This window comes from Paenibacillus sp. 4624 (genome assembly GCF_050435065.1).
GTDB lineage: Bacteria > Bacillota > Bacilli > Paenibacillales > Paenibacillaceae > Paenibacillus > Paenibacillus amylolyticus_D.
This window is the reverse complement of record NZ_JBNDJR010000011.1, coordinates 211,927-232,590: the sequence shown is the minus strand read 5'-3', so window position 1 is coordinate 232,590 and position 20,664 is coordinate 211,927. Positions and strand designations below refer to the sequence as shown.

Annotated in this window: 17 protein-coding genes and 1 riboswitch; of the genes, 14 read left to right on the top strand and 3 right to left on the bottom strand. The window is 47.4% G+C overall.

The window, feature by feature from the left end:
- Positions 1–42: 42 nt before the first annotated feature.
- Positions 43–390 (bottom strand): toprim domain-containing protein, encoded by a 348-nt coding sequence (locus tag ABIE27_RS23770; protein WP_090919605.1) that lies wholly within the window; start codon positions 388–390, stop codon positions 43–45.
- Positions 391–560: 170 nt separating this feature from the next.
- Positions 561–1,778, bottom strand: a complete 1,218-nt coding sequence (locus ABIE27_RS23765) for an MFS transporter (protein ID WP_123064716.1) — start codon at positions 1,776–1,778, stop codon at positions 561–563.
- 214 nt (positions 1,779–1,992) lie between these two features.
- Here ABIE27_RS23765 and ABIE27_RS23760 point away from each other — a divergent pair, with 214 nt between their 5' ends.
- The 11 genes from ABIE27_RS23760 (at position 1,993) to ABIE27_RS23710 (ending at position 15,199) form a co-directional block, all read left to right on the top strand.
- Positions 1,993–2,448, top strand: coding sequence for an ATPase (locus ABIE27_RS23760; protein WP_123064715.1), 456 nt, complete (start codon positions 1,993–1,995; stop codon positions 2,446–2,448).
- A gap of 21 nt (positions 2,449–2,469) precedes the next feature.
- Positions 2,470–3,615, top strand: coding sequence for a transglutaminase domain-containing protein (locus ABIE27_RS23755; protein WP_123064714.1), 1,146 nt, complete (start codon positions 2,470–2,472; stop codon positions 3,613–3,615).
- A gap of 108 nt (positions 3,616–3,723) precedes the next feature.
- Positions 3,724–5,754, top strand: a complete 2,031-nt coding sequence (locus tag ABIE27_RS23750; RefSeq protein ID WP_429351667.1) for a peptidoglycan D,D-transpeptidase FtsI family protein — start codon at positions 3,724–3,726, stop codon at positions 5,752–5,754.
- Positions 5,755–6,106: 352 nt separating this feature from the next.
- Positions 6,107–8,086 (top strand): peptidoglycan D,D-transpeptidase FtsI family protein, encoded by a 1,980-nt coding sequence (locus ABIE27_RS23745; protein WP_429351666.1) that lies wholly within the window; start codon positions 6,107–6,109, stop codon positions 8,084–8,086.
- Positions 8,087–8,335: 249 nt separating this feature from the next.
- On the top strand, positions 8,336–9,280 hold the full coding sequence (locus ABIE27_RS23740; RefSeq protein ID WP_123064774.1) for a metal ABC transporter solute-binding protein, Zn/Mn family: 945 nt from the start codon (positions 8,336–8,338) through the stop codon (positions 9,278–9,280).
- Between the two features lie 46 nt (positions 9,281–9,326).
- The gene (locus tag ABIE27_RS23735) at positions 9,327–10,133 is read left to right on the top strand and encodes a metal ABC transporter ATP-binding protein (protein WP_429351691.1); all 807 of its coding nucleotides are present in this window, start codon (positions 9,327–9,329) and stop codon (positions 10,131–10,133) included.
- A 2-nt stretch (positions 10,134–10,135) separates the two neighbouring features.
- A complete protein-coding gene (locus ABIE27_RS23730; protein WP_123064711.1) occupies positions 10,136–11,095 on the top strand; it encodes a metal ABC transporter permease in 960 nt (319 codons plus the stop codon).
- Positions 11,096–11,968 (top strand): metal ABC transporter permease, encoded by an 873-nt coding sequence (locus ABIE27_RS23725; RefSeq protein WP_123064710.1) that lies wholly within the window; start codon positions 11,096–11,098, stop codon positions 11,966–11,968.
- Positions 11,969–12,261: 293 nt separating this feature from the next.
- The gene (locus tag ABIE27_RS23720; protein WP_123064709.1) at positions 12,262–13,011 is read left to right on the top strand and encodes a Cof-type HAD-IIB family hydrolase; all 750 of its coding nucleotides are present in this window, start codon (positions 12,262–12,264) and stop codon (positions 13,009–13,011) included.
- A gap of 6 nt (positions 13,012–13,017) precedes the next feature.
- Entirely contained in the window at positions 13,018–13,506 is a 489-nt protein-coding gene (locus ABIE27_RS23715; RefSeq protein ID WP_123064772.1) for a DUF456 domain-containing protein, read from the top strand.
- 64 nt (positions 13,507–13,570) lie between these two features.
- Positions 13,571–15,199: a putative polysaccharide biosynthesis protein gene (locus ABIE27_RS23710; protein WP_123064771.1), complete on the top strand. Its 1,629-nt coding sequence runs from the start codon at positions 13,571–13,573 to the stop codon at positions 15,197–15,199.
- Between the two features lie 258 nt (positions 15,200–15,457).
- On the opposite strand, the gene ABIE27_RS23705 is transcribed toward ABIE27_RS23710, so the two are convergent.
- Positions 15,458–16,744: a DUF2515 family protein gene (locus ABIE27_RS23705; protein WP_123064708.1), complete on the bottom strand. Its 1,287-nt coding sequence runs from the start codon at positions 16,742–16,744 to the stop codon at positions 15,458–15,460.
- Positions 16,745–16,885: 141 nt separating this feature from the next.
- On the opposite strand from ABIE27_RS23705, the gene ABIE27_RS23700 reads away from it, so the two are divergent.
- The 3 genes from ABIE27_RS23700 to ABIE27_RS23690 all read left to right on the top strand — a co-directional run bounded on the left by ABIE27_RS23700 (position 16,886) and on the right by ABIE27_RS23690 (position 20,291).
- Positions 16,886–17,230 (top strand): thioredoxin family protein, encoded by a 345-nt coding sequence (locus tag ABIE27_RS23700; protein WP_429351665.1) that lies wholly within the window; start codon positions 16,886–16,888, stop codon positions 17,228–17,230.
- A 1,191-nt stretch (positions 17,231–18,421) separates the two neighbouring features.
- Positions 18,422–19,309: a COX15/CtaA family protein gene (locus tag ABIE27_RS23695; protein WP_240036880.1), complete on the top strand. Its 888-nt coding sequence runs from the start codon at positions 18,422–18,424 to the stop codon at positions 19,307–19,309.
- Between the two features lie 262 nt (positions 19,310–19,571).
- Positions 19,572–20,291: a Cthe_2314 family HEPN domain-containing protein gene (locus ABIE27_RS23690; protein ID WP_429351664.1), complete on the top strand. Its 720-nt coding sequence runs from the start codon at positions 19,572–19,574 to the stop codon at positions 20,289–20,291.
- Between the two features lie 172 nt (positions 20,292–20,463).
- Positions 20,464–20,602: riboswitch (SAM riboswitch) on the top strand.
- The last annotated feature ends 62 nt before the right edge of the window (positions 20,603–20,664 follow it).

Sequence of the window (20,664 nt, the reverse complement as noted above, 5' to 3'; positions counted from 1 at the left end):
TGGTTGCTTTAACCAGGAACAGCCTTTTTGTCGTTGTTCTTTTTAATAGGAAGGTTCGTCAGGATACTGGATATATTCCTCCAGTCCGGCCTTCTCTAATTGCGAGATGATGTATTCATCAGGTGTGCCTTCAACCCCTGCGTACCCACGCCTGGTGTACATTTGTACCGCATCGGGAAAGGCGTCGCGCAGTACACCTCTTATTTTTTTGCCTGAGCTGTCATTGTCCATGAATAAATAAACTTCATCATATCCCACTTGTTTGCGCAGTGTCTCTAGTTTAAGGGAGTTCAGCGTTCCGAATGTGCACAAAATATTGATCTCTGGCCCCACTAAACGTTTGAGTTTACTGCGATCATTTTTACCTTCCACAATGACATGAATAGGCATCGTATTCACCCCTGATTCGAGAGCTGATGTCGACATTCCCCGGGAAATGTTACAGCGAAAATCGACTGAATGTACTTATAGTGTATCTGGAAATGGGGGAATGATGCAAAGTTTAAATTGTACTTGAGAAGGCTCTAACGAATAAGTTGGTCAGGACAAGCTTAGATGCTTCACCCCAGGATGCTATTCGCATCGGAAGATGAGAGCGGGGCAGTATGTCTGGACGTATAATAGGGGAGCAGCAAGATGCCAATCATCAGCAAAATAAAAGCAATGAAATAAGGGGATACGCCCAGCCTCAGCTGTCCAGCTGTAATCGGACCAATAAACGAACCAATAGAGGTGGCAATCGATTGCAGAGAGAAAATACGCCCAAGCTTGCTGCCGCCGCTTAAGTGAATAAAAAGTGTAGCCATCGCGGGAAAAATGATGCCTTTGGACATCCCGAGCACAAATAACACAATGGATAACGAAATTTGAGGAATGGCTGCCATTGCAAAAAAGCTCAAGGACATCAGCAGCACACCAGCAACTAAACGCAGTTTGGGCGAATAACGGTTAAGAAACAGCATGCTGAGCGTAAAGAGCGCACCGATGCTAATGATTGAAAACAGTAAACCCGTCGACATCATGGAGGAGTGTCCGCCTCCCCGCAGCGGTAATTCGAAAAATAGAATACCTTGAGCGCAGGCAATGACCAGGGGCAGCATGAAATAACGCCAGGAAACGGGCAGGAATGCTTTTGGCACATCTGCTGGCGTGGGATCAGAGGTAGCTTTAGCGGAGCCGGAAGGCGCAAGGCCAGGTTTTGCGGGTTCCGTCAATAGCTGCGGCTGGCGAACAAGGCCTCGCGGCATGGTGAGCAGTGCAATGACACCTGTCAGGATGAGCAGATAGCCGAGACTGGAGAAGGTGGCGGAGAAGCCCATGGCACCTACGATAATCGCACCTGCAGCGGGTGACACCACAGAAGCCAGCGTGTGCACGACACCGTGACCCGACATGTATTTTCCTTGCTTCACCGGGTCATTGGAGAGTTGAGCGAGCAGGGCCAGACATGCCGGAGACAGAAAGGCTAATACAAAGCCACTGATGGAGCGTAGCGCGAGTAGTTGCCAAGGGGTATGAATATGAGCCTGTAGAAGCAGGATGAACCCCGCACCTACCAGACTGAACACAATATATCGACGGCTCCCATGTTTATCAATCTGTGTCCCGGCAATCAGATTGCCAGGCAGATGGGTTAGGGAATAGATGCCCATCATCCAGCCGATAAAGGTTGGAGCCGCACCGAGCGATATCGCAAACGGCGTCAGAATGGGATACTGGGCATGCAGATCAAACACAGCTAGAAACAAAAACAGGTATAGCCAGATGGCCGTTTTCACTAGAGCCCCTCCTTGTTAGGCGATGCCTGTTTGTACACAGGTCTTGAACGTGTCCACGTTCGTCGGACGAATCCTCATGGTACTACTTGTACGCCCCGCAGGACGAACTTAGACCGTTTATTTTTGCCGGAGAGGGCTTAGCTGACAGCAGGTTCGGAAATCATGTATAATATTCGGGAAGTCATGAATTAATTCTAATTCGGAAGGTGTAATCATGAACATAGAAGTAATCAAAGAGTTTGTGATGCAGAACTGGCTGGTGATCGTCGTTGCGCTGATCATTTTGTTCTTTGTTCTGAATGTGGTCAAAACGATGTTAAAATGGGCGATTGCCATCATCATTATTGCGGCTCTGCTGATATACAGCGGCATCTCCATTGAACAGATCAAACAAACCGTCACAGACGTGCAGTCCAGCACGATGGACACACTCAAGAAAGAAGCAACAAGCATCATGCTCAAGGAAGCTTCCAAAGCAACCTATTCGGCCGGACAAAATGGTGAGTTTACGATAACCAGTCCTAATGTTGAGCTTAAGGGTAGCACGAAGTCGGATAAAGTCGATGTGACGTTCCGCGGCATTTCGCTTGGAGAATGGAAGATGGGCAACGAAACGATCCGCACATTTGTCGAACAGGCACAAAAAAACAAAACAGCACCTGCTTCGTAGTTATAAAGGAGGAATGAAGACGTGCTGCAAACTTGGCTGGACAGCCTGAAGGAGTTAAATGGGATTACCATTTTGTTGCTATTGATCGTAGCAGCATCCTTATTACAGGGATGGTCCAGAGGGGCTTCACGTTCTGCGGGGAGACTCTTTGGTTTCCTGATGGACGGTATTATGGCGGTCATTGGTATTCTGTTATCCATCGGTCTGACGTTATGGCTTGCGCCTTATGTACAGCAATGGTTGTCTGTACATGCTTCGGCTATGCCTAACCGTGAGTTGAACCGGTGGGAACAGTTGTATTATACGCTGGTTACAGCAATTGCGGATTTCCCGCTGATGCGATTTGCCGTAATATTTGTACTGAGTTACGGCTTGATTCGCATGATTCTTGGATTTTTAACATCCTTCATATTTCGCAGAAGACATGCAGGAGATGAGCAAGCTGCACCAAAAGGGATTTTTAGCCGGCTGACAGGCGCAGTGATCGGGACGGTCATCGGTTCAGTCCGAGGAATCATGGTGATTGCTATATTGTTCATGATCGTCAGTTTATATCCGGGCAGTATGTTCAGCCGTTATGTGGAGGCGTCCCCGATCTATATGCAGGGGGCAAAATCGGTGATTGAGCCTTTGTCTGGTACGTTTATCAAGGACAAGCTTCCGGTATTTACGCAGGCTGTGCAGAAGGAACTTGGAAGTATTCTGCAACGGAAGTATGAGGTGATTGACCACAATATTCCGGCCGATATTGAGCAAGCTGCGCAGGAGATTGTCAAAGGGAAATCGACGGATGAGGCAAAAGCCAGAGCTCTGTATGACTGGGTTGGCACCCGGATTCAATACGACTACGGAAAAGTCGATGATTATGAGCAGAGAGGAATATGGCATGAACAGACCCCGCAGAATACCTTTGATACACGCAAAGGGGTATGTATCGATTATGCCCGCCTCTACGCAGTGATGGCTCGTTCCCAGGGGCTTGATGTGAAGGTTGTTACAGGTCTGGGGTATAACGGTCAGGGAGGTTACGGCCCTCATGCTTGGAATGAAGTCTATTTGAGTAATTCTAATCGCTGGGTTCCGCTTGATCCAACGTGGGCCATCAGCGGAGATTGGTTTAACCCACCTAACTTTGCCGACACGCATCTGAAAGATCAGTCAGCTTGATATACACCGGACACGGATATGGTTCGGAATATGACGACGTTGCCAGGTTATCATGCCGGGAAGTTAACGTTCTGCGGTATGCATCAAGTCATGAAAGAGGTAGGATGAATGAAAAAGCATTCCAATGAGAAGGATGAACTTGCGGACAAACGGCGTTTTAGCTACCGGATGAACGTATTTTTCTTCGCTTCCTTTGTTATTTTTAGTGTAATCATTGTACGTTTGGCCTTTTTACAGTTCGTCGAAGGACCAGAGCTCAGTCAGGAAGAAGCGAGTAACATTACGAAGGATGTGCCGCTTGCTCCGGTGAGAGGAACCATCTATGACTCTACGGGAACAGTGAAACTGGCGTATTCCAAGCCGATTCAGTCCCTGTATCTCACATTGTACAAAAACTACGGGGATGTGGATGGCCAGCCGAATCCGAAAATTGGTGAAGTTCAAGAGATGGCTGCGCGTCTGCATGATGTCTTTGAAAAGTATAAAACCCCCAATGCCGAATCCTTGACCGTGGATCAGATTATAGAGGAAATGGATCTGAATTCTCGCAAGGCCAATGGGTTTATGCCACGTCTGATCAAGAGTGATTTGTCCGAAGGAGAGGTTGCTTATTTTCTCCAGCATAAGGATGAATTCAAGGGCATTCAGATCGTGGAAGAAAGTGTACGATACTACGATCCGGATACAGTTGCCGTTCAATCCATTGGTTATTTGAAAAAATTCAAAAGCTCCAAAACGTTGAACAAGTATAAAGAAGTGGATGAAGCAAACAAAACGCAGACTGATCCAGGTCTGGTCTACACGGAGAATGAGTTTGTCGGATTTGATGGACTGGAGCTGCAGTATCAGGATAAGCTGCGGGGCAAAAGTGGTTATACGTCGGTTGACGTTGATCTGCGTAACTTGCCTGAAGGTGTAGCGGGTACAACCCCGCCGCAAAAAGGGTATGATCTGATCTCCAGCATCAACAAAAATGTGCAGGTAAAAACAGAGCAAGCAATTATGGATCAGCTAAGCTGGTTGCATCGTAATCCGGTATCCGGCAGATTGCATCCCAATGCCAAAACGGGCTTTGCCGTAGCGATGGAAGTGGATACAGGGAAAGTTGTAGCTGCAGCCAGTATGCCTGATTACGATACCAATGTGTGGAGAACAGGCAGCATCAGCACAGAAGATTACGATAAAATTAAATATATTTACCAGAATGGTACGATCCGGGGATTCCTGCCTAGTGATTCCAAGAAAAGGGCAGAATCCGTCGTATTGCTCGGTTCAACGATTAAACCACTTAGTGTATTGATCGGTTTGAAGGAAGGTTTCTTTACCACTAACTCGGTGTATATCGACCGAGGTTCAACTACGTTCGGCGGAGATAACCGGCGCGTACAGAACTCGTCGGGGCACGTTTATGGTGCCATGTACCCTCGTGACGCCATTCGTCATTCCTCCAACGTATTTATGATTGACGAAGTTGGTAAGAAGTTGTACGCACGATATGGTGCTAAGGGCGTTGGTGTGTGGGATAAATACATGGAGCAGTTTGGTCTTGGTATAAAAACAGGAGTAGACTTGCCGAATGAATGGGCTGGGCGTAAAGAATATGAAAATGAAACGGAAAGTTCCTTGACCAAACTAGCATATGCTTCCTTTGGACAACAAGGAAAATATACAACCATGCAGCTCGCGCAGTATACCGTGATGCTTGCGAATAAAGGAAAACGCATGGAACCACAGCTTGTTAAAGAGTTCCGGGATTCGGAAGGCAATGTGGTGGAGAAGGTGAAACCGAAGGTACTCAGCACAGCAGACTTCAGTGATGCATACTGGAATGAGGTACAGCGTGGTATGGCTACCGAGGTTTCTGCTTTTGGCGGCTTCCCTTATGATTTTGCCAGAAAAACAGGTACGTCGACACAGAATATTGGAGGGAAGTTGGTGGATAACGGGGTATTTATCGCTTATGCACCCCGTAACAATCCAAAGCTGGCTGTTGCTGTCATGATCCCTGAGGGGGGCTTCGGTTCCAACAGTGCCGCTCCGGTTGCACGTGCGATCTTTGATGCTTACGATCAGGAATTTGGCCTCGATGGCGTTCCGAAAAAAAATAAAGATAAAGAAACAGAAACGAGTACGCAGTAATGCAGTGATCGAGATCCTGCACGCCATACGCTAAAAGGCCCTCAGAACGGGGGCCTTTTTTTGTTGCTTTTTTATGTAACCTAATCAATGGAATTACGTTATATACAGAGGGCAGAGTGCTGGCCAGGATCTAGAGTAAGTATGGGATAACGTTGTATTACTTATGAAAGTATCATATTACGAAAATGTAACCAAAAATAGAAAGACGTTACAGTCTGCTTTTGATAAACTTAAGGGGTGAGAGTTTGCCATTTTGATCTGTTGTCTGTTTGTGTCTGTTATGACGTTTTGATTTGAATAGATAGCGTAACTTTTACATTTTTACACTTGCAGAAGAACGGAGAGGGGACATATGTTTAACCGACTCAAAAATAAACCGCCGAACAAAGACGAGAGAGCGGTAAATAAACCTTCCAGCGCAAGGCTGAATGTGTTTTTTTTCGTAGCCTTTGTCATATTCAGCGTTTTGATCTTCCGACTGGCGTTTGTGCAGTTTGTCGAAGGGCCTGAACTGACGTATATGGAATCCACGCGCAATACAAAAGATATCCCTCTAGCCCCGGTGCGCGGCCCGATCTATGATGCGACCGGGAAAGTGGCGCTTGCTTATTCGGAGCCGGTACAGTCACTGTATGTGCTGTTATATGAAGATTATCGTAATGATGATCGCAGGCAGGAAGCCGAGGGACTGGCCCGTGAACTTGCGGATATTTTCAAACGATTCAATCCAGGAGACGAGAAGCAGCCAGATGCAGAGGAGATTATTAAAAGACTGGATCTGGATCATCAGAAGACATTCGGTTATGTGCCAAGACTGGTTAAGTCCGATCTGACGACCAAGGAAATTGCTTTTTTTCTAGAGAAAAAAACGGAGTATCCCGGCGTTATGGTGCTGGAAGAGAATGTACGGAGATATGACCCTGATCGTGTTGCTGTGCAGGTTATTGGTTATACACGGGACTTTAAGGGAGCAGGGGCATTGAGGCAATACAAAACGATCATAGAGCAATCGGCTTCTCAACGTGATCCAGGATTGGTGTATTCACAGGATGAGAGAGTTGGATTCGATGGTCTGGAGCTGCAATATCAGCAGGAGCTTCGCGGAAGAAGCGGATATCAATCCATTGATATTGACTCTCGGAATCTGCCTACAGGCACAATGGAGCTGACTCCACCAGAGAAGGGGTACAGTCTGATCTCGACGATCAATAAGGAAATTCAACTCGCGGCACAAAAAGCCATTACGGACGAATTACGAAAGCTTCCAAAGGCGATTACGGGTTATGCCGTAGCTATGGAAGTCGACACAGGTAATGTGGTAGCCATGGCGAGTATGCCGGACTATGACCCGAATGATTGGGACTATGACAAAATCAAATTTGTATTCCGCAATGGAACGACAGAGTCATTTCTGCCTAATGATAAGAAGCCGCGTCACGCCGAATCCGTGGTGTTGCTGGGATCGGTTATTAAACCGCTCAGCGTGCTCATTGGACTAAAAGAAGGACTGTTCACTGCAGGACAGACGTATCATGATAAGGGTTATGCTGTACTCGGCAAAGATGGTCGGCAAGTGAGGAACTCACACTCGGCGTACAATGGAAACATTACTGCGCGGAGAGCTATCGAAAAATCATCCAATGCATTCATGATTGATATGGTGGGCAAGCAGTTGTTAAAAAAATATGGTGGAGACAAGGGCATTGATAAATGGGACGAATACATGAAGAGTTTTGGCTTAGGTGTGTCCACAGGTATTGATCTGCCCAATGAATTTCTTGGCCGATTGGAGTACAGAGAGGGAGAGGGGCGAGAAAGTGCTCTGACACGTCTGGCGTTTGCATCCTTTGGTCAGCAAGCAAAATATACCACGATGCAGCTGGCACAGTACACCACTATGCTGGCGAATAAGGGCAAACGAATGGAGCCACACCTGGTGAAGGAAATCCGGGATGCGGATGGCAATGTGGTGAAGAAGTTTGAGCCAAAGGTTCTTAATGAAGTGCAGTTTGCGGATGCACACTGGAACGAAGTGCATAAGGGTATGGTGACCAAAGTAAGCTCCTTTGACGGGTTCCCTTATGATTTTGCCAGAAAGACAGGAACATCGGAGCAAGGAACCGGACCGAATAAAAAGGAGAACGGTGTATTTATTGCTTTTGCTCCAAGAGACAAACCGAAACTGGCTGTAGCGGTTATCGTGCCTGAAGGCGGTTTTGGATCGGTCAGTGCTTCCCCAATCGCACGCAAAATTTTTGATGCTTATGATGAAGTGTATGGACTGGATGGCATCCCGAAGGGGAAGAAGGATCAAAATAAAGAACAAGATTGATGATTCAGGGCATAAAACAAGAGGAAACAACGGCATACTCATCAAAGTATTGGATAAACTGCTTTAGATTGAACTTCATAAGCAATAGGAAAGGCAAGGGAAAATATCCCTTGCCTTTTGTTTTTCCATCGGCTAAAATTTGCACAAGGGAAACATTATTAGACGAGTTTAAAATTTAGTGCATTGCACAACTTAATTAGTTATGGACAAATATTTTAGGACAGGGAAAGGGGAAGATTGATTTTGTTAATGGTGAAGATGAGGAGTATTCAACGTGGAGTCATGACGCTGATAGGAGTTGTTCTGATCATTTTACTTTCAGCTTGTTCGAGTACTTCGGGAGCAGACGGCACTGGTAAAGTGCAGGTCACGGCAACAACAGGCATGATCGCGGATATAGCGCGAGAGGTGGGCGGAGCATATGTTGAGGTTACCGGGTTGATGGGACCAGGAGTAGACCCGCATCTGTATAAGGCATCCCAAGGCGATATTCGCAAACTGGAGCAAGCCAAGGTCATCTTCTATAACGGCCTTCATCTGGAAGGGAAAATGACCAATATTCTGGAGAAAATGTCTAAAAGCAAACAGGTTACCGCAGTTGCCGAAAAAATCCCGGTAGAGGAACTGCATTCCGGTCAAGCAACAGGCGGAACAGAGTATGATCCGCATGTATGGTTTAACGTCAAGCATTGGATGCATGCAACCGAAGCTGTGCGTGACACGCTGGTGGAAGCAGATCCGGATCATGCGGAACAGTATAAGACGCAGGCAGCAGCATATCTGGAGAAGCTGGAAGCGCTGGATACGGAAGTGCGGGAGAAAATAGAGCAGATCCCTGAGGAAAGCCGAGTGCTGGTCACAGCACATGATGCATTTGGTTACTTTGGTCAAGCCTATGGCATTAAAGTGATGGGGCTTCAAGGCATCAGTACGGCAGCAGAATATGGCGCCAAAGATGTAAGTGAACTAAGAGATTTTCTCGTGGAAAATCAAATCAAAGCCGTATTTATCGAATCGAGTGTACCTGCGAAAGCGATGGAGGCCATCATAGCTGGTGCGGCTGAGAAGGGGCATACGGTGGCCATTGGCGGTGAACTGTTCTCCGATGCGATGGGAGCCGAGGGGACGGAAGAAGGCACCTATATTGGAATGGTACGGCACAATGTGGAAACGATAGCGGCGGCTTTGAAATAATAAATCATCTGAAGAGAGGAGAGCTAAGATGAATGATATTAATGCAATGAAACAATCAGTCGTGAATAGAGAAAACGATCAGTTTGGACAAGAACAAGCAACGGTCTCTTCGCCTCTTCGTGTAAGGAATCTGGCCGTGGCTTATCACAAAAAGCCGGTGCTCAGCAATGTATCCTTTGATGTACCCGAAGGGCAGCTCATCGGCATTCTTGGACCGAACGGTGCAGGCAAATCAACGTTGATCAAAGCGGTTCTGGGGCTTGTTCCGAAAATGCACGGTGACATTGAGATCTTTGGACGATCTTATCGTGAAACAAGGCGGCGTATCGGTTATGTGCCACAGCGAGAGTCTGTAGATTGGGACTTTCCGACACATGCGCTGGATGTGGTCATGATGGGACGCTACGGACATCTGGGCTGGTTCCGACGACCGGGGAAAAAGGAAAAAGACCTGGCGGCTCATTGCCTGGAGCAAGTCGGTATGGGGGATTACATGTATCGGCAGATCAGCCAGTTGTCTGGTGGACAGCAGCAGCGCGTATTTCTGGCCAGAGCACTGGTACAGGATGCTGACTTGTATTTCATGGATGAGCCTTTTGCAGGAGTGGACGCCACGACAGAGAAAGCGATCATTTTGCTGTTAGAGCAATTGAAAAAGCAGGGCAAGACTGTGCTTGTTGTTCACCATGACCTGGCAACGGTAGAGGAATACTTCGATCATGTACTGCTACTCAATGGACGTTTGGTTGCCGCTGGGCCAACAAGAGAAGTATTCGTACCTGATTTATTACAGGAAACCTACGGAGGCCGCATTGCGATGATCGGCAGCCGAGCGGAGAAAGGCCAGGTGTAGTTATGTGGAATGGGGTTGTATCTATATTGTCAGACCCGAACACACGCTGGATTTTGCTCGGTTGTCTGCTGCTCGGATTCAGCAGTGGCATTATCGGCTCATTCACCTTTCTTCGTCGTCAAAGTCTGATGGGCGATACACTAGCACATGCGGCGTTGCCTGGAATCTGTATCGCGTTTATGTTGACGGAAACCAAGTCGATCGGATTGTTCCTGTTCGGAGCGCTCATTGCAGGAATTGTGGCGACCTTCGGTATTTCGTGGATAACCAGGTTTTCACGGATTAAGCAGGATGCGGCAATGGGCATTGTTCTGACGGTATTTTTCGGTATCGGTGTCGTGATGCTGACACGTATTCAACACAGCGCTAGCGGAAGCCAAAGCGGCCTTGACAAGTACCTGTTCGGGCAAGCCGCATCGATGGTGCTCACCGATGTGTATGTGATGGGAGGGGTATGTTTTGTATTACTGATTGCATGCCTTGTCTGGTTCAAGGAATTCAAGCTCGTGAGCTTTGACCCGGGTTTTGCAAGAGGCATGGGGTTGCCCGTCGGGGTGCTGGAGCAATTGATTCTGTTGCTAACGGTTATAGCTGTTGTCGCCGGAATTCAGGCGGTAGGCGTGGTGCTGGTTGCGGCACTGCTGGTGACCCCAGCGGCAGCGGCAAGGTGCTGGACCGATTCGCTCGCATTGATGGTGCTGCTGGCTGGATTATTTGGCGCTGTAAGCGGTGCCGCAGGAACACTCTTCAGCACATTTGTTCCTAATTTGCCTACTGGACCTGTAACGGTACTTGCGGCTACGGTGCTGTTTGTTGGATCTGCCCTGTTTGCGCCGAGACGTGGACTGCTCGCCCGCAAGCTGCGTAGCGTTCAGGCGAAAGCAGCTTATATGCGTGAAGAGCAAGGCACGCTGCAGGTGCATACTGCACAGCCTCAAACACAGAAGCAGGGGGAGATGTAGGTGGCCACATTTTGGATTATTCTAACCGCAATACTCGTCTCCTCTGCTTGCGCCATTCTCGGTTGCTTCCTGATTCTGCGCCGTATGGCTCTGGTCGGAGACGCGATTAGTCACGCCGTGCTGCCGGGTATTGCGATTGCTTTTCTGTGGAGCGGCTCCAGAGACTCTCTGTGGATGCTGCTGGGTGCAACAGTGTTTGGGCTGTTGACGGTGTTTTTCATTCAGACTCTTCAAGCGGGAGGACTATCTTCGGATGCATCTATCGGTATTGTATTTACGGCGCTCTTTGCTGTGGGGGTCATCCTGATCAGTCTGAATGCACAACATATTGATTTGGATCTGGATTGTGTGTTGTTCGGTGAAATTGCCTATGTGCAATGGGATACGTTAACGCTGTGGGGGTTGGACGTAGGGCCTAGAGCGGTGTGGATGCTGGGGATTACGTTACTCATCATTCTCGTTGTTGTCGGATTGTTCTACAAACAGTTCAAATTGTGTGCTTTTGATCCGGCTCTGGCTGCTGCATGCGGTATTCCGGTGGTTTTGTTCCATTATGCGCTCATGGGACTCGTGTCCATGACGTCCGTTGCTTCTTTTGAAAGTGTAGGCTCCATTCTTGTGGTTGGTATGCTGATTGTACCTGCAGCTGCGGCTTATCTGCTCACGGATCAGCTTGGTAAAATGATTTTGTATGCTGTACTGATCGGTGCAGCTTCCTCTGTTGGTGGTTACCTGATGGCATACGCGATGGATGCTTCTATTGCAGGTTGCATGGTGGCTGTGGCTGGCATTCTGTTTGTACTTGCGTTACTCCTGTCACCGAAACATGGCATTGTACTTCGTTACGTACGCCGTAAATATGCCGCACGTTGAACATAAATCCATAAATTTTAGATGACCGTCTGCATAGCAGGCGGTTTTTGGTGTTCCGTGTTTTCAGAAAAATGGGCCGCGCACCTTCAAAGATTCAAATACAGGTTACTTTGTTGCATATGCATGATCTGTGGTAAAATGTCGTTAGCTGTGACGTCCGGGGCGTCTGCGATTTCGCGGATACCGGGCGATCTTGTTGTTTAAGTAGAGAGAGCTTGGAAAAAGTGGATGTGGGAGTATTATTGATGCAAGATGGTTTATAGGAGAGAGAATACTGGAGGAGGATCTACAGCATGAGTGAACTGAAATATAAATTGCTGGCCCTGGATATGGACGGCACGTTGCTGAATGATAATCATGAAATTACACAGGAGACGGCCAAGTGGATACAGATCGCCATTCGTCGAGGGGTGCATGTGTGCTTGTCTACAGGAAGAGCCGTATACCACGCTATGCCCTATGCGGTACAGCTTGGACTGGAAACGCCAATGGTTACAGTCAACGGCAGTGAAGTCTGGAAAGCTCCACATGAGCTTCACCTGCGTCATCTGATGGACCCGGCGTTAATCCGCAAGATGTATGAGATCGGGGAGAAATATAACAGCTGGTACTGGGCATACTCCGTGGAGGAGCTATATAACCGTGATCGCTGGACGGATAACATCGAAGGGTTAGAATGGCTCAAATTTGGATTTACCACCGAGGATGATGAAATTCGTCATCAGATTATGATGGAGTTGCAGGAAATGGGTGGTCTGCAAATGACCAATTCCTCCCCTGTAAACATTGAGGTAAACCCGGAGAACGTCTCCAAAGCTACCGGTGTAGCTGAAGTATGCCAATTGCTTGGCATCGACATGTCCGAAGTGGTTGCTGTGGGCGACAGTCTGAACGATCTGGCTGTCATTGAAGCCGTCGGTCTGGGTGTTGCAATGGGTAATGCACAGGAGCAGGTAAAAGAAGCAGCGGATTTGGTTATAGGAAGTAATAATGAGGATGGCATTGCACATCTGATTCGTGAACATATTTTGAAGGGGGAGTAACCTTTGCTGGCAACCGTTGGCTGGATTTTAATTGTACTGCTGTTTGCAGTAGGTATGGCAGGTACGGTGTATCCGATCTTGCCGGGTGCAATCGCGATTTTCTTCGCGTTTCTGGTCTACGGCTGGTTCTTCAGCTTTGATCCGTTTGGGGTCTGGTTCTGGATTATTCAGATTCTGATCGTGGTGGTGCTGTTTGTGGCGGATTATGTGGTAAGTGCTTGGGGAGTCAAAAAGTTCGGCGGCTCCAAGCTATCGACAACGCTGAGTACCATCGGTGTAATCATTGGCCCGTTTGTGATTCCGGCTTTTGGACTTGTCCTGGGGCCATTCATCGGTGCGTTTATCGGAGAGCTGATCGGCGGTTCCTCGCCTTCCAAAGCATCCAAAGTTGGGTTTGGCTCTGTCGTCGGTCTGTTTACCAGCACGGTGATGAAAATTATTTTGCAACTCGTGATGATTGTTCTATTCATTATTTGGGTGGTTCGATTCGCCTAGAATGTCGGGTTAGCTAGCTTAGGGCCGGAGAGGTCCGGTGTGGGGGAAAGAAGGGGAATTCGTTTTGTCTAAGAAGGAAACATTTATTAAAGGTACGCTCATATTGGCGGCTGCCGCATTGATTGCAAGGGTACTCGGTCTGGTGCAGCGTGTGCCGCTGGAGCACATCCTCGGGGATATCGGTAACGCATCGTTCACGATTTCCAATACGGTGTATTTAATGCTGTTAACTGTCGCAACGGCGGGCATACCGAGTACGCTGAGTAAAATGGTGTCGGAACGCTACGCGCTCGGACGCGCTGGGGAAGCGCAGCAGATATACCGTGCAGCCTTAATCTTTGCAGCCGTGGCCGGTGTGGTCATGTCTGTTCTGTTATGGTTCGCAGCACCATTCTATGCCACCCATATTTCCAAAGTACCGGAATCCGTGAGTGCCATCCGGGCGCTTGCTCCGGCCCTGCTGCTCTTCCCGGCGATCGCGATGATGCGTGGTTATTTCCAGGGACGCGGGAATATGACCGCAGGCGGCATTTCGCAGATCGTAGAGCAGTTTGCGCGCGTAGGCGTAGCGATTATTGTGGCTTATGTGATGCTGCAATGGAATTATGATGATCAGACGATTGCAGCCGGGGCATCCTTCGGTGGTGTGTTTGGCAGTATCGGCGCATTTGCGGTGATGCTGTACTTCACATTGAAGCTCCGCAAAAGTGATCGTGCGGCTCAGCTGCATTATGACCGTGCAGAGCAGCTGCCGATGCGCGGTATTTACACCGATATTTTTAAACTTTCAATTCCGATTGTGTTATCTTCACTTGCTGTCCCAGCTATCAACTTTATCGACTCTTCTCTCGTCGTTCCCCTGCTTAGTGGACGGATCGGTCTGGAAGAAGCGACAGGCGTGCTAGCGATTCTTGGTGCCAAAGCCCAGAGTATAGCCGGTATTCCGCCGATTCTCGCTATAGCGCTCAGTCAGTCCCTTGTGCCTGTCATTTCGGCGGCTTTTGCTCGCAAAGATGAGCTGCATCTGAAAAATCAGGTGACGCTGGCATTGCGTATTTCCATTCTGACGGGAATGCCGATTGTGATTACCCTGTGTGCGGCGGCTTATTCGGTAAACGGTTTGCTGTTCACAACTCCAGACGGCACGCCGATTATTGCATTGCTGACGTTCGGTACCATCTTCCAGATTACAATGATGACGACGAACTCCATGCTGCTCGGGGTTGGGAAACCACGAATCACGATGATTAGTGTAGCGGCAGGGATTATCGTGAAGCTGATTGCGAGTCTTATCTTGGCGCCGATCTTCGGTATTTACGGAATCATCATTGCAACAGCGCTATGTTTCCTGGTCATCACATATCTGAATCTGCGTGTACTGCGTAAAATTGTAGATTTCTCGATTATGGGAGATCGCTGGATTGGATTTATTATTACGGTGCTTCTCGCGGCAGCTGTCGGCTTCGCGGCCAATTGGAGTGGAAACCAGATCTTTGGTGCGTTCTTGCCTGCAAGGGTATCCTTCCTGTTAACCTGTATGGTCGTGGGTGTGCTGGTCGTTGTGGTATATCTCGTGCTGATGGTGGTTCTTCGTGTGTTGCGTAAGGACGAGCTAACTAGTTACCCGCGAATTCTGCAAAAAATTCTCCGTCCGCTTATGCGTCTGCAACGCGGCGCTGGACAACGGGGATAACATCCATGCCATTTCACAACGTGAATATTCTACGTTTGTTGCTAGAGTGAAGGACATTCTCCCGACTTGCCTGCGTAGCGTTCACGCATGAATGGATTTCAGCATGAGTATAGGATAATGGGGATTTAGCCCTCATAAATAAAGCGCCGTCTGCTCTTTGTAGCGGACGACGCTTGTTTTTTATCCAAGGGCAGTCTTCCGTTAAGGTGGAAATGGCTTTCAAGGGGGCATGGCTTGATTCTGCAATATTACTTCCAATTAGTGAGTGATGACCTGTACATCATGAGCGAGTGCTGTTTTTAACATGCCATACCGATGCTCGTGACTCATCTCAAACAGCCAAGGTCTGCGTGGCGCAGTGAGGTATCCGAGGCAATCTCGTGTTTCCAGCCAGTCATGTCTTGTAATCGGCTCATAGGGTGCGTCCTCCCAAACGGCGAGTAACTCAGGAGAGTATAAACGCTGACCTTCCGGCAGCCATTCCTCATTCAATAAAGCATCCGTGTACAGGGTATGGTCTGCTGGCCCTTTCTGGTGCTTGGTAAACAGGCCTGGCCAATATTCGGCTCGTGAGCCACCATGAGGTACGGTTCGCGCGAAGGCCAGTACTTGCTGAAGCACTTGCTCTACACCAAATAACAGGGCATACAGCCCTTTGCCGAACTGGATACGTTCATTCAATTTGCCAAAATGCTCAATGACCCGCCCGGCGAGACCGCCTCCTTGTGCAAGAGGGAAAACGATGTGGTTCAGTCCTGCCAGATTGTGCAGATGAAAAGCAGGTTTGGAGAGGACTTCTTTTTGAAAATAAGGATGTTGCACCACACGGCTCTCAATATAGTTCTGCTCATTAATAATTAAGGCCACACTCAGTATGGAACTGCAACGTTCGAGCCAAAATCGCTCCCAGAACGGCGTCATAAACGCTGATACGTGAAAATGAGACAACAGATGGAAGCAGCTTCGTCCAAGCCGCCGGCTGTGGATATACAGCTGCAACTGAGGATAGGCATCCTGAAAAATAAGGGCATTGCACCGCTCCAGCAAGCGATACATATGCTCACGATCCTTCTGATTTTGCAGATTATGCATCAGGTCACTGTGCAGGTCGGTCATATGATATCCGCCGTTGCGGGACACCATATGTGCCAGCAGTGCCCAATGCAGCTCGGGATACTGCTCGTAGCATTCCAGATAAGCAGCGGTTCGAGTCACATTACTGCGATTCTGCTGCTGTGTTAAGGTTTTGATTTCTTCAAGAATGATGCAGTCCTCTTCACACACCAGTGCACGTTCCTGATTGTTGCGTGAAGGAGATGGCTTGCCTGTTGTAGGGATTAACTTCTCTACCTCAGCTTGCAGAGCAGCAGCCGTATCTGCGTTCCAATTCAGGTCACGCAAAGGATGTCTAAGCCTTGCAGATGCGTGCCAGGCGGCTTGTTTACCTCGCCATACTTCCAGGGCAGCTCCGGGAATGGAGCGAATGATCTGTACAATGGAACCTGAATGCTGGTTTTCCGAAGAGTCACTTCTGGTGGAAGTCATGAATGGAACATCCTTTCATGAATATCTGTGTTTGATATGCCAGGACTTGTGGTTATTCTAAGTATGCGCTGAACATTTGACTTCCAATCACCAATTTGCTTCACTTAGAGGGAGACAAGGTACAGAAAGGGAGATGTGACAATGGAACAGATTACATCCAAGCCGGAATTTGATGTGGCGATTCAATCTCCGCGTTTGACAGTGGCTGTGTTTAAGGCAGACTGGTGCGGGGATTGCAAATACATCGATCCGTTTATGCCTGAGGTGGAAACGAAGTATTCACGTGACTTGACCTTGATTGAAGTGGACGTTGAACAAGTGGGCACAGTAAGTCAGGAGCAAAATATTTTGGGTATTCCAAGTTTTGTAGCCTACACGGATGGACGTGAACTGGTACGTTATGTGAACAAGTTGCGCAAGTCGAGAGAAGAGATTGAGCAGTTTTTGGATCGTGCGGTTGAGGTGTATAACACCATTCACAAGTAAGGCTTAGGTGAGCTTTGTTGCGAAGAGACGGAGCTGTGAAGCGACGAAATGTCGGAGTGCCGGAGTGCCTAAACCGTCCCAACTGACAGAACAATCGTTATACTTTAATTTACATCGTGAAGAACGAATTCTTGCATGTATGCAAGTCTGTAAGGTACTGGAGCACATACAGGAGCATTAAGGGTGAGCAAAGTACCGTAACGCATAGTACCGCAAAGTACCGCAAAGTAACGCAAAGTAACGCATAGTACCGCAGGAATAAACTACCCCGTATCTTACCGTTCAAACACAGCAGGAATAAATTACCCCAAGACAGGGGAGAATGTAGACTAAGTATGCAAACACAAGGCTGTCGGTTGAGCCACATTTTGGCTTAGACTGCCTTGTTTTTATTTTGCTTGAGTAGTTTAAGGCTTAAGATGGAGCGGGGAGATTGCTGCGTCAATGTTGCGGTGCTGGTGATATGCTATATATCAGCTCACGTCCTTTTCACAGACACTGCAAGGTAACTCATGCTCTAACGATCACCAGAAACGTTATTTGTTCGAATTTAACCCATAAAAAAACCTAACGATCACCAGAGACGCTATTCAGAGCTAAAAGGCTTATTTGCAGCATTTATTGCCGTGTTTCTAAGAAATAAGCTCCCTGGTGATCGTTAGGTTCTGAAAAGCAGCGTTTGCTGCAAAATAAGCTTCGTGGTGATCGTTAGAATCCAAAGTTGGGGTAGTTAATGATTTGAAATTGATGAATGACAAATGAAACTGATAAATTACAAATGAAAATAATAAATAATAAATGAGGAGTGTCAGGCTAACGAGGCTGGTAATGGATTACATAATTAGATTTGAAAATATAAATATAATGACCTGCTGGTCAATTTTTTAACAGACGTTAACATTTTGTCACAAAGCGCGGCGTCAATGATGCTTTTATCCGTTATAATGAATTTAGTTGTGAAATTAGTGTCAAAGTACAAAACAAGTGCTGTAACGAGCATTCTTATGGAAAGAAAGCGTCAGGCAAGGCCATTACATCGTTCAAAGAAACAAAAGAACACGAGTACCAATAATGAATCAGCATGATTATCAAGCGAAGAACTTTCTTCGCCATCTTAAAACAACAGCGGGTGAGAAAAAATTGAAGCACTTAACATTGTTTAAATGGTTAACCGTATTAACCTGTCTCGTCATGTTCCTGGCTACCTTCGGCGGCGGGATCGTAACTAAAACAGAATCAGGCCTTGGCTGTGGAACAGAATGGCCTTTATGTAACGGAAAGCTTGTGCCGGCTCACACGGTTGCCTCCCTGATTGAGTACTCCCACCGTGCTGTCAGTGCACTGGCAGGACTACTGTCGATCGCATCCTTTGTTGCCTTCTTACGCTTTGGCAAGCAGCGTCGTGATTTGCAATTATTCTCCTTTCTAACCCTTTTATTTGTTATTATTCAGGGAATTATGGGTGCTTTTGCCGTTGTGTTCTCGCAATCTTCCGCGGTCATGGCGCTACACTTTGGGTTTGCACTCATTGCTTTTGCCAGCTCATTGATGATGGCTCTCGGGATCAGGCAGGAGGCGAGATATGGCGGTTTGGAACGTTTGAACCAGTATCCGCGCGTTAGTAAGGGGTTCCGCAACCTGGTTTGGTTCTCAACGATCTATACGTATCTAGTAGTGTATACAGGGGCATTTGTAAGCCACACGAATTCAGCCGGCGGTTGTTCCGGATTCCCGCTCTGTAACGGGCAGATTGTGCCTGAACTCTCTGGCGGTGTAGCTGTGGCCTTTGCCCATCGTCTGGCAGCTGTGTCACTCGTGATCGTGATTGCGATCTTGGGACACTTTGCTTATCGTAAACACCCGGATAACCGTGAATTGCGGACACTCGGTGTGTTATCCGTCGTTTTGATTCTGTTGCAAGTGGTTATCGGTATGTTCATGATGTGGACGATCAATCGCCCAGAAGTTTACATGTTTGTGGCGCTGGCACATATGTTGGATATCGCTATACTGTTTGGTGTCTTGACCTATATGAGCTTCCTCGTGTACAAGCTGCACCGCCCGGTGAACCGTTTCTAAACAGCTTATGAATTTGGTATTTACAAAGAAAGTTTAGTGCATTGTCCTGCAAGCTGCGCTGGGCCATGTTGGAAAGTCCACCATCCGGTGATGTAGATCATTGGAGAGGTGGACTTTTGTTTGATGTTAGGGGTAGCAGGGCAACCTAAATCAAGTTGTCTTGATTAACGGAATGACACATAGGCTTGGTTCATTTTCAGCTGTTCAACAGCTGTGAAAAACATATCTATTTTGCATGATCAGTGGAAAGAGGAGGCCTTCTATGCTACGTACGTTACTGGGGGAAAAGCCACGAGTGAATCAAGGGAAGCTGAAGGAAGCCATGGATACCATGGCGTTTACACTGGAGTCTTTTGAAAAACAAATGTATGTGGATCATGATCCAAACCATGATTATCGGAAGTTGTATATATGGACACAGGGACTAATCTCTTCGTTGGATGAACTGGAGCAGAGTTATTTTGCCGCCGCACATTTTCGTAAAAAAGTAGTTGCAGGCTCGACACGCGATATGAGTTCTGGTGAGAAAGCCGAGTACGCCCGGTACGTTTATTTTTATAAAGATGCCTTTATTCGGTGTTTCGCGATACTGGACAAATTAGGTACGGTTTTGAATGAAATTTTCCAACTAAATACATCCAAAACAAAAGTGCATTTCTCCTATTATACCGTTCTGAGGCAATTCGAATATTATCGGGATCATCATGAGTTGGCACAACAATTAATTAAAATCAAGGAAGCGTACCGAGAACCGATGAGCAAATTGCGGAAGCGGCGTAATATGGAGATTCATTACATGAATTCGGAAATGCAGGATGATTTGTGGCAGTTACATCAGACGCTGCGTGGCAAAGTGAAGCTGGAGGATCTGGATCAGCATCTTCTGGAGATGCAACAGGGTGTGGATATGGTCTGTGAAACACTGCATATGGCCTATCGATACATCAATCGAATCTGGCGTAAACAGATTTTGAAACGCTAGCCGTATCAATGATTTTGAAATAATACCATTTGACAAATCGGAATACTTTGATTATACTGAGTTCCAGATCGAAACTTACATGGGATCGTGTCTTTAATACAGCATTTGATGCAGTTCGGCCATTATACATGATGAACTACATGAAACTATATAATCCTACAACTTTATATTTCTCTTATCGAGAGTGGCGGAGGGACAGGCCCGATGAAGCCCGGCAACCGATCAACGATGATGGCATAAATGTTTTCATTGTTGATGTTAGGTGCTAATTCCTACAGAATCATGTTGCACATGATTTTGGCAGATGAGAAGGTCATTTCACGTGAAGAGCCATCTTTGTATCTGCAAAGGGCTCTTTTTTTGCGTAAAACGG

What these genes read in the sequence shown, in the direction of transcription:
- ABIE27_RS23735 (WP_429351691.1), top strand. Translation starts at nt 9,327, where the DNA reads ATGAAACAATCAGTCGTGAATAGAGAAAACGATCAGTTTGGACAAGAA.
- ABIE27_RS23720 (WP_123064709.1), top strand. Translation starts at nt 12,262, where the DNA reads ATGAGTGAACTGAAATATAAATTGCTGGCCCTGGATATGGACGGCACG.
- ABIE27_RS23760 (WP_123064715.1), top strand. Translation starts at nt 1,993, where the DNA reads ATGAACATAGAAGTAATCAAAGAGTTTGTGATGCAGAACTGGCTGGTG.
- ABIE27_RS23705 (WP_123064708.1), bottom strand. Translation starts at nt 16,744, where the DNA reads ATGACTTCCACCAGAAGTGACTCTTCGGAAAACCAGCATTCAGGTTCC.
- ABIE27_RS23695 (WP_240036880.1), top strand. Translation starts at nt 18,422, where the DNA reads ATGTTCCTGGCTACCTTCGGCGGCGGGATCGTAACTAAAACAGAATCA.
- ABIE27_RS23700 (WP_429351665.1), top strand. Translation starts at nt 16,886, where the DNA reads ATGGAACAGATTACATCCAAGCCGGAATTTGATGTGGCGATTCAATCT.
- ABIE27_RS23745 (WP_429351666.1), top strand. Translation starts at nt 6,107, where the DNA reads ATGTTTAACCGACTCAAAAATAAACCGCCGAACAAAGACGAGAGAGCG.
- ABIE27_RS23770 (WP_090919605.1), bottom strand. Translation starts at nt 390, where the DNA reads ATGCCTATTCATGTCATTGTGGAAGGTAAAAATGATCGCAGTAAACTC.
- ABIE27_RS23730 (WP_123064711.1), top strand. Translation starts at nt 10,136, where the DNA reads ATGTGGAATGGGGTTGTATCTATATTGTCAGACCCGAACACACGCTGG.
- ABIE27_RS23690 (WP_429351664.1), top strand. Translation starts at nt 19,572, where the DNA reads ATGCTACGTACGTTACTGGGGGAAAAGCCACGAGTGAATCAAGGGAAG.
- ABIE27_RS23750 (WP_429351667.1), top strand. Translation starts at nt 3,724, where the DNA reads ATGAAAAAGCATTCCAATGAGAAGGATGAACTTGCGGACAAACGGCGT.
- ABIE27_RS23740 (WP_123064774.1), top strand. Translation starts at nt 8,336, where the DNA reads ATGGTGAAGATGAGGAGTATTCAACGTGGAGTCATGACGCTGATAGGA.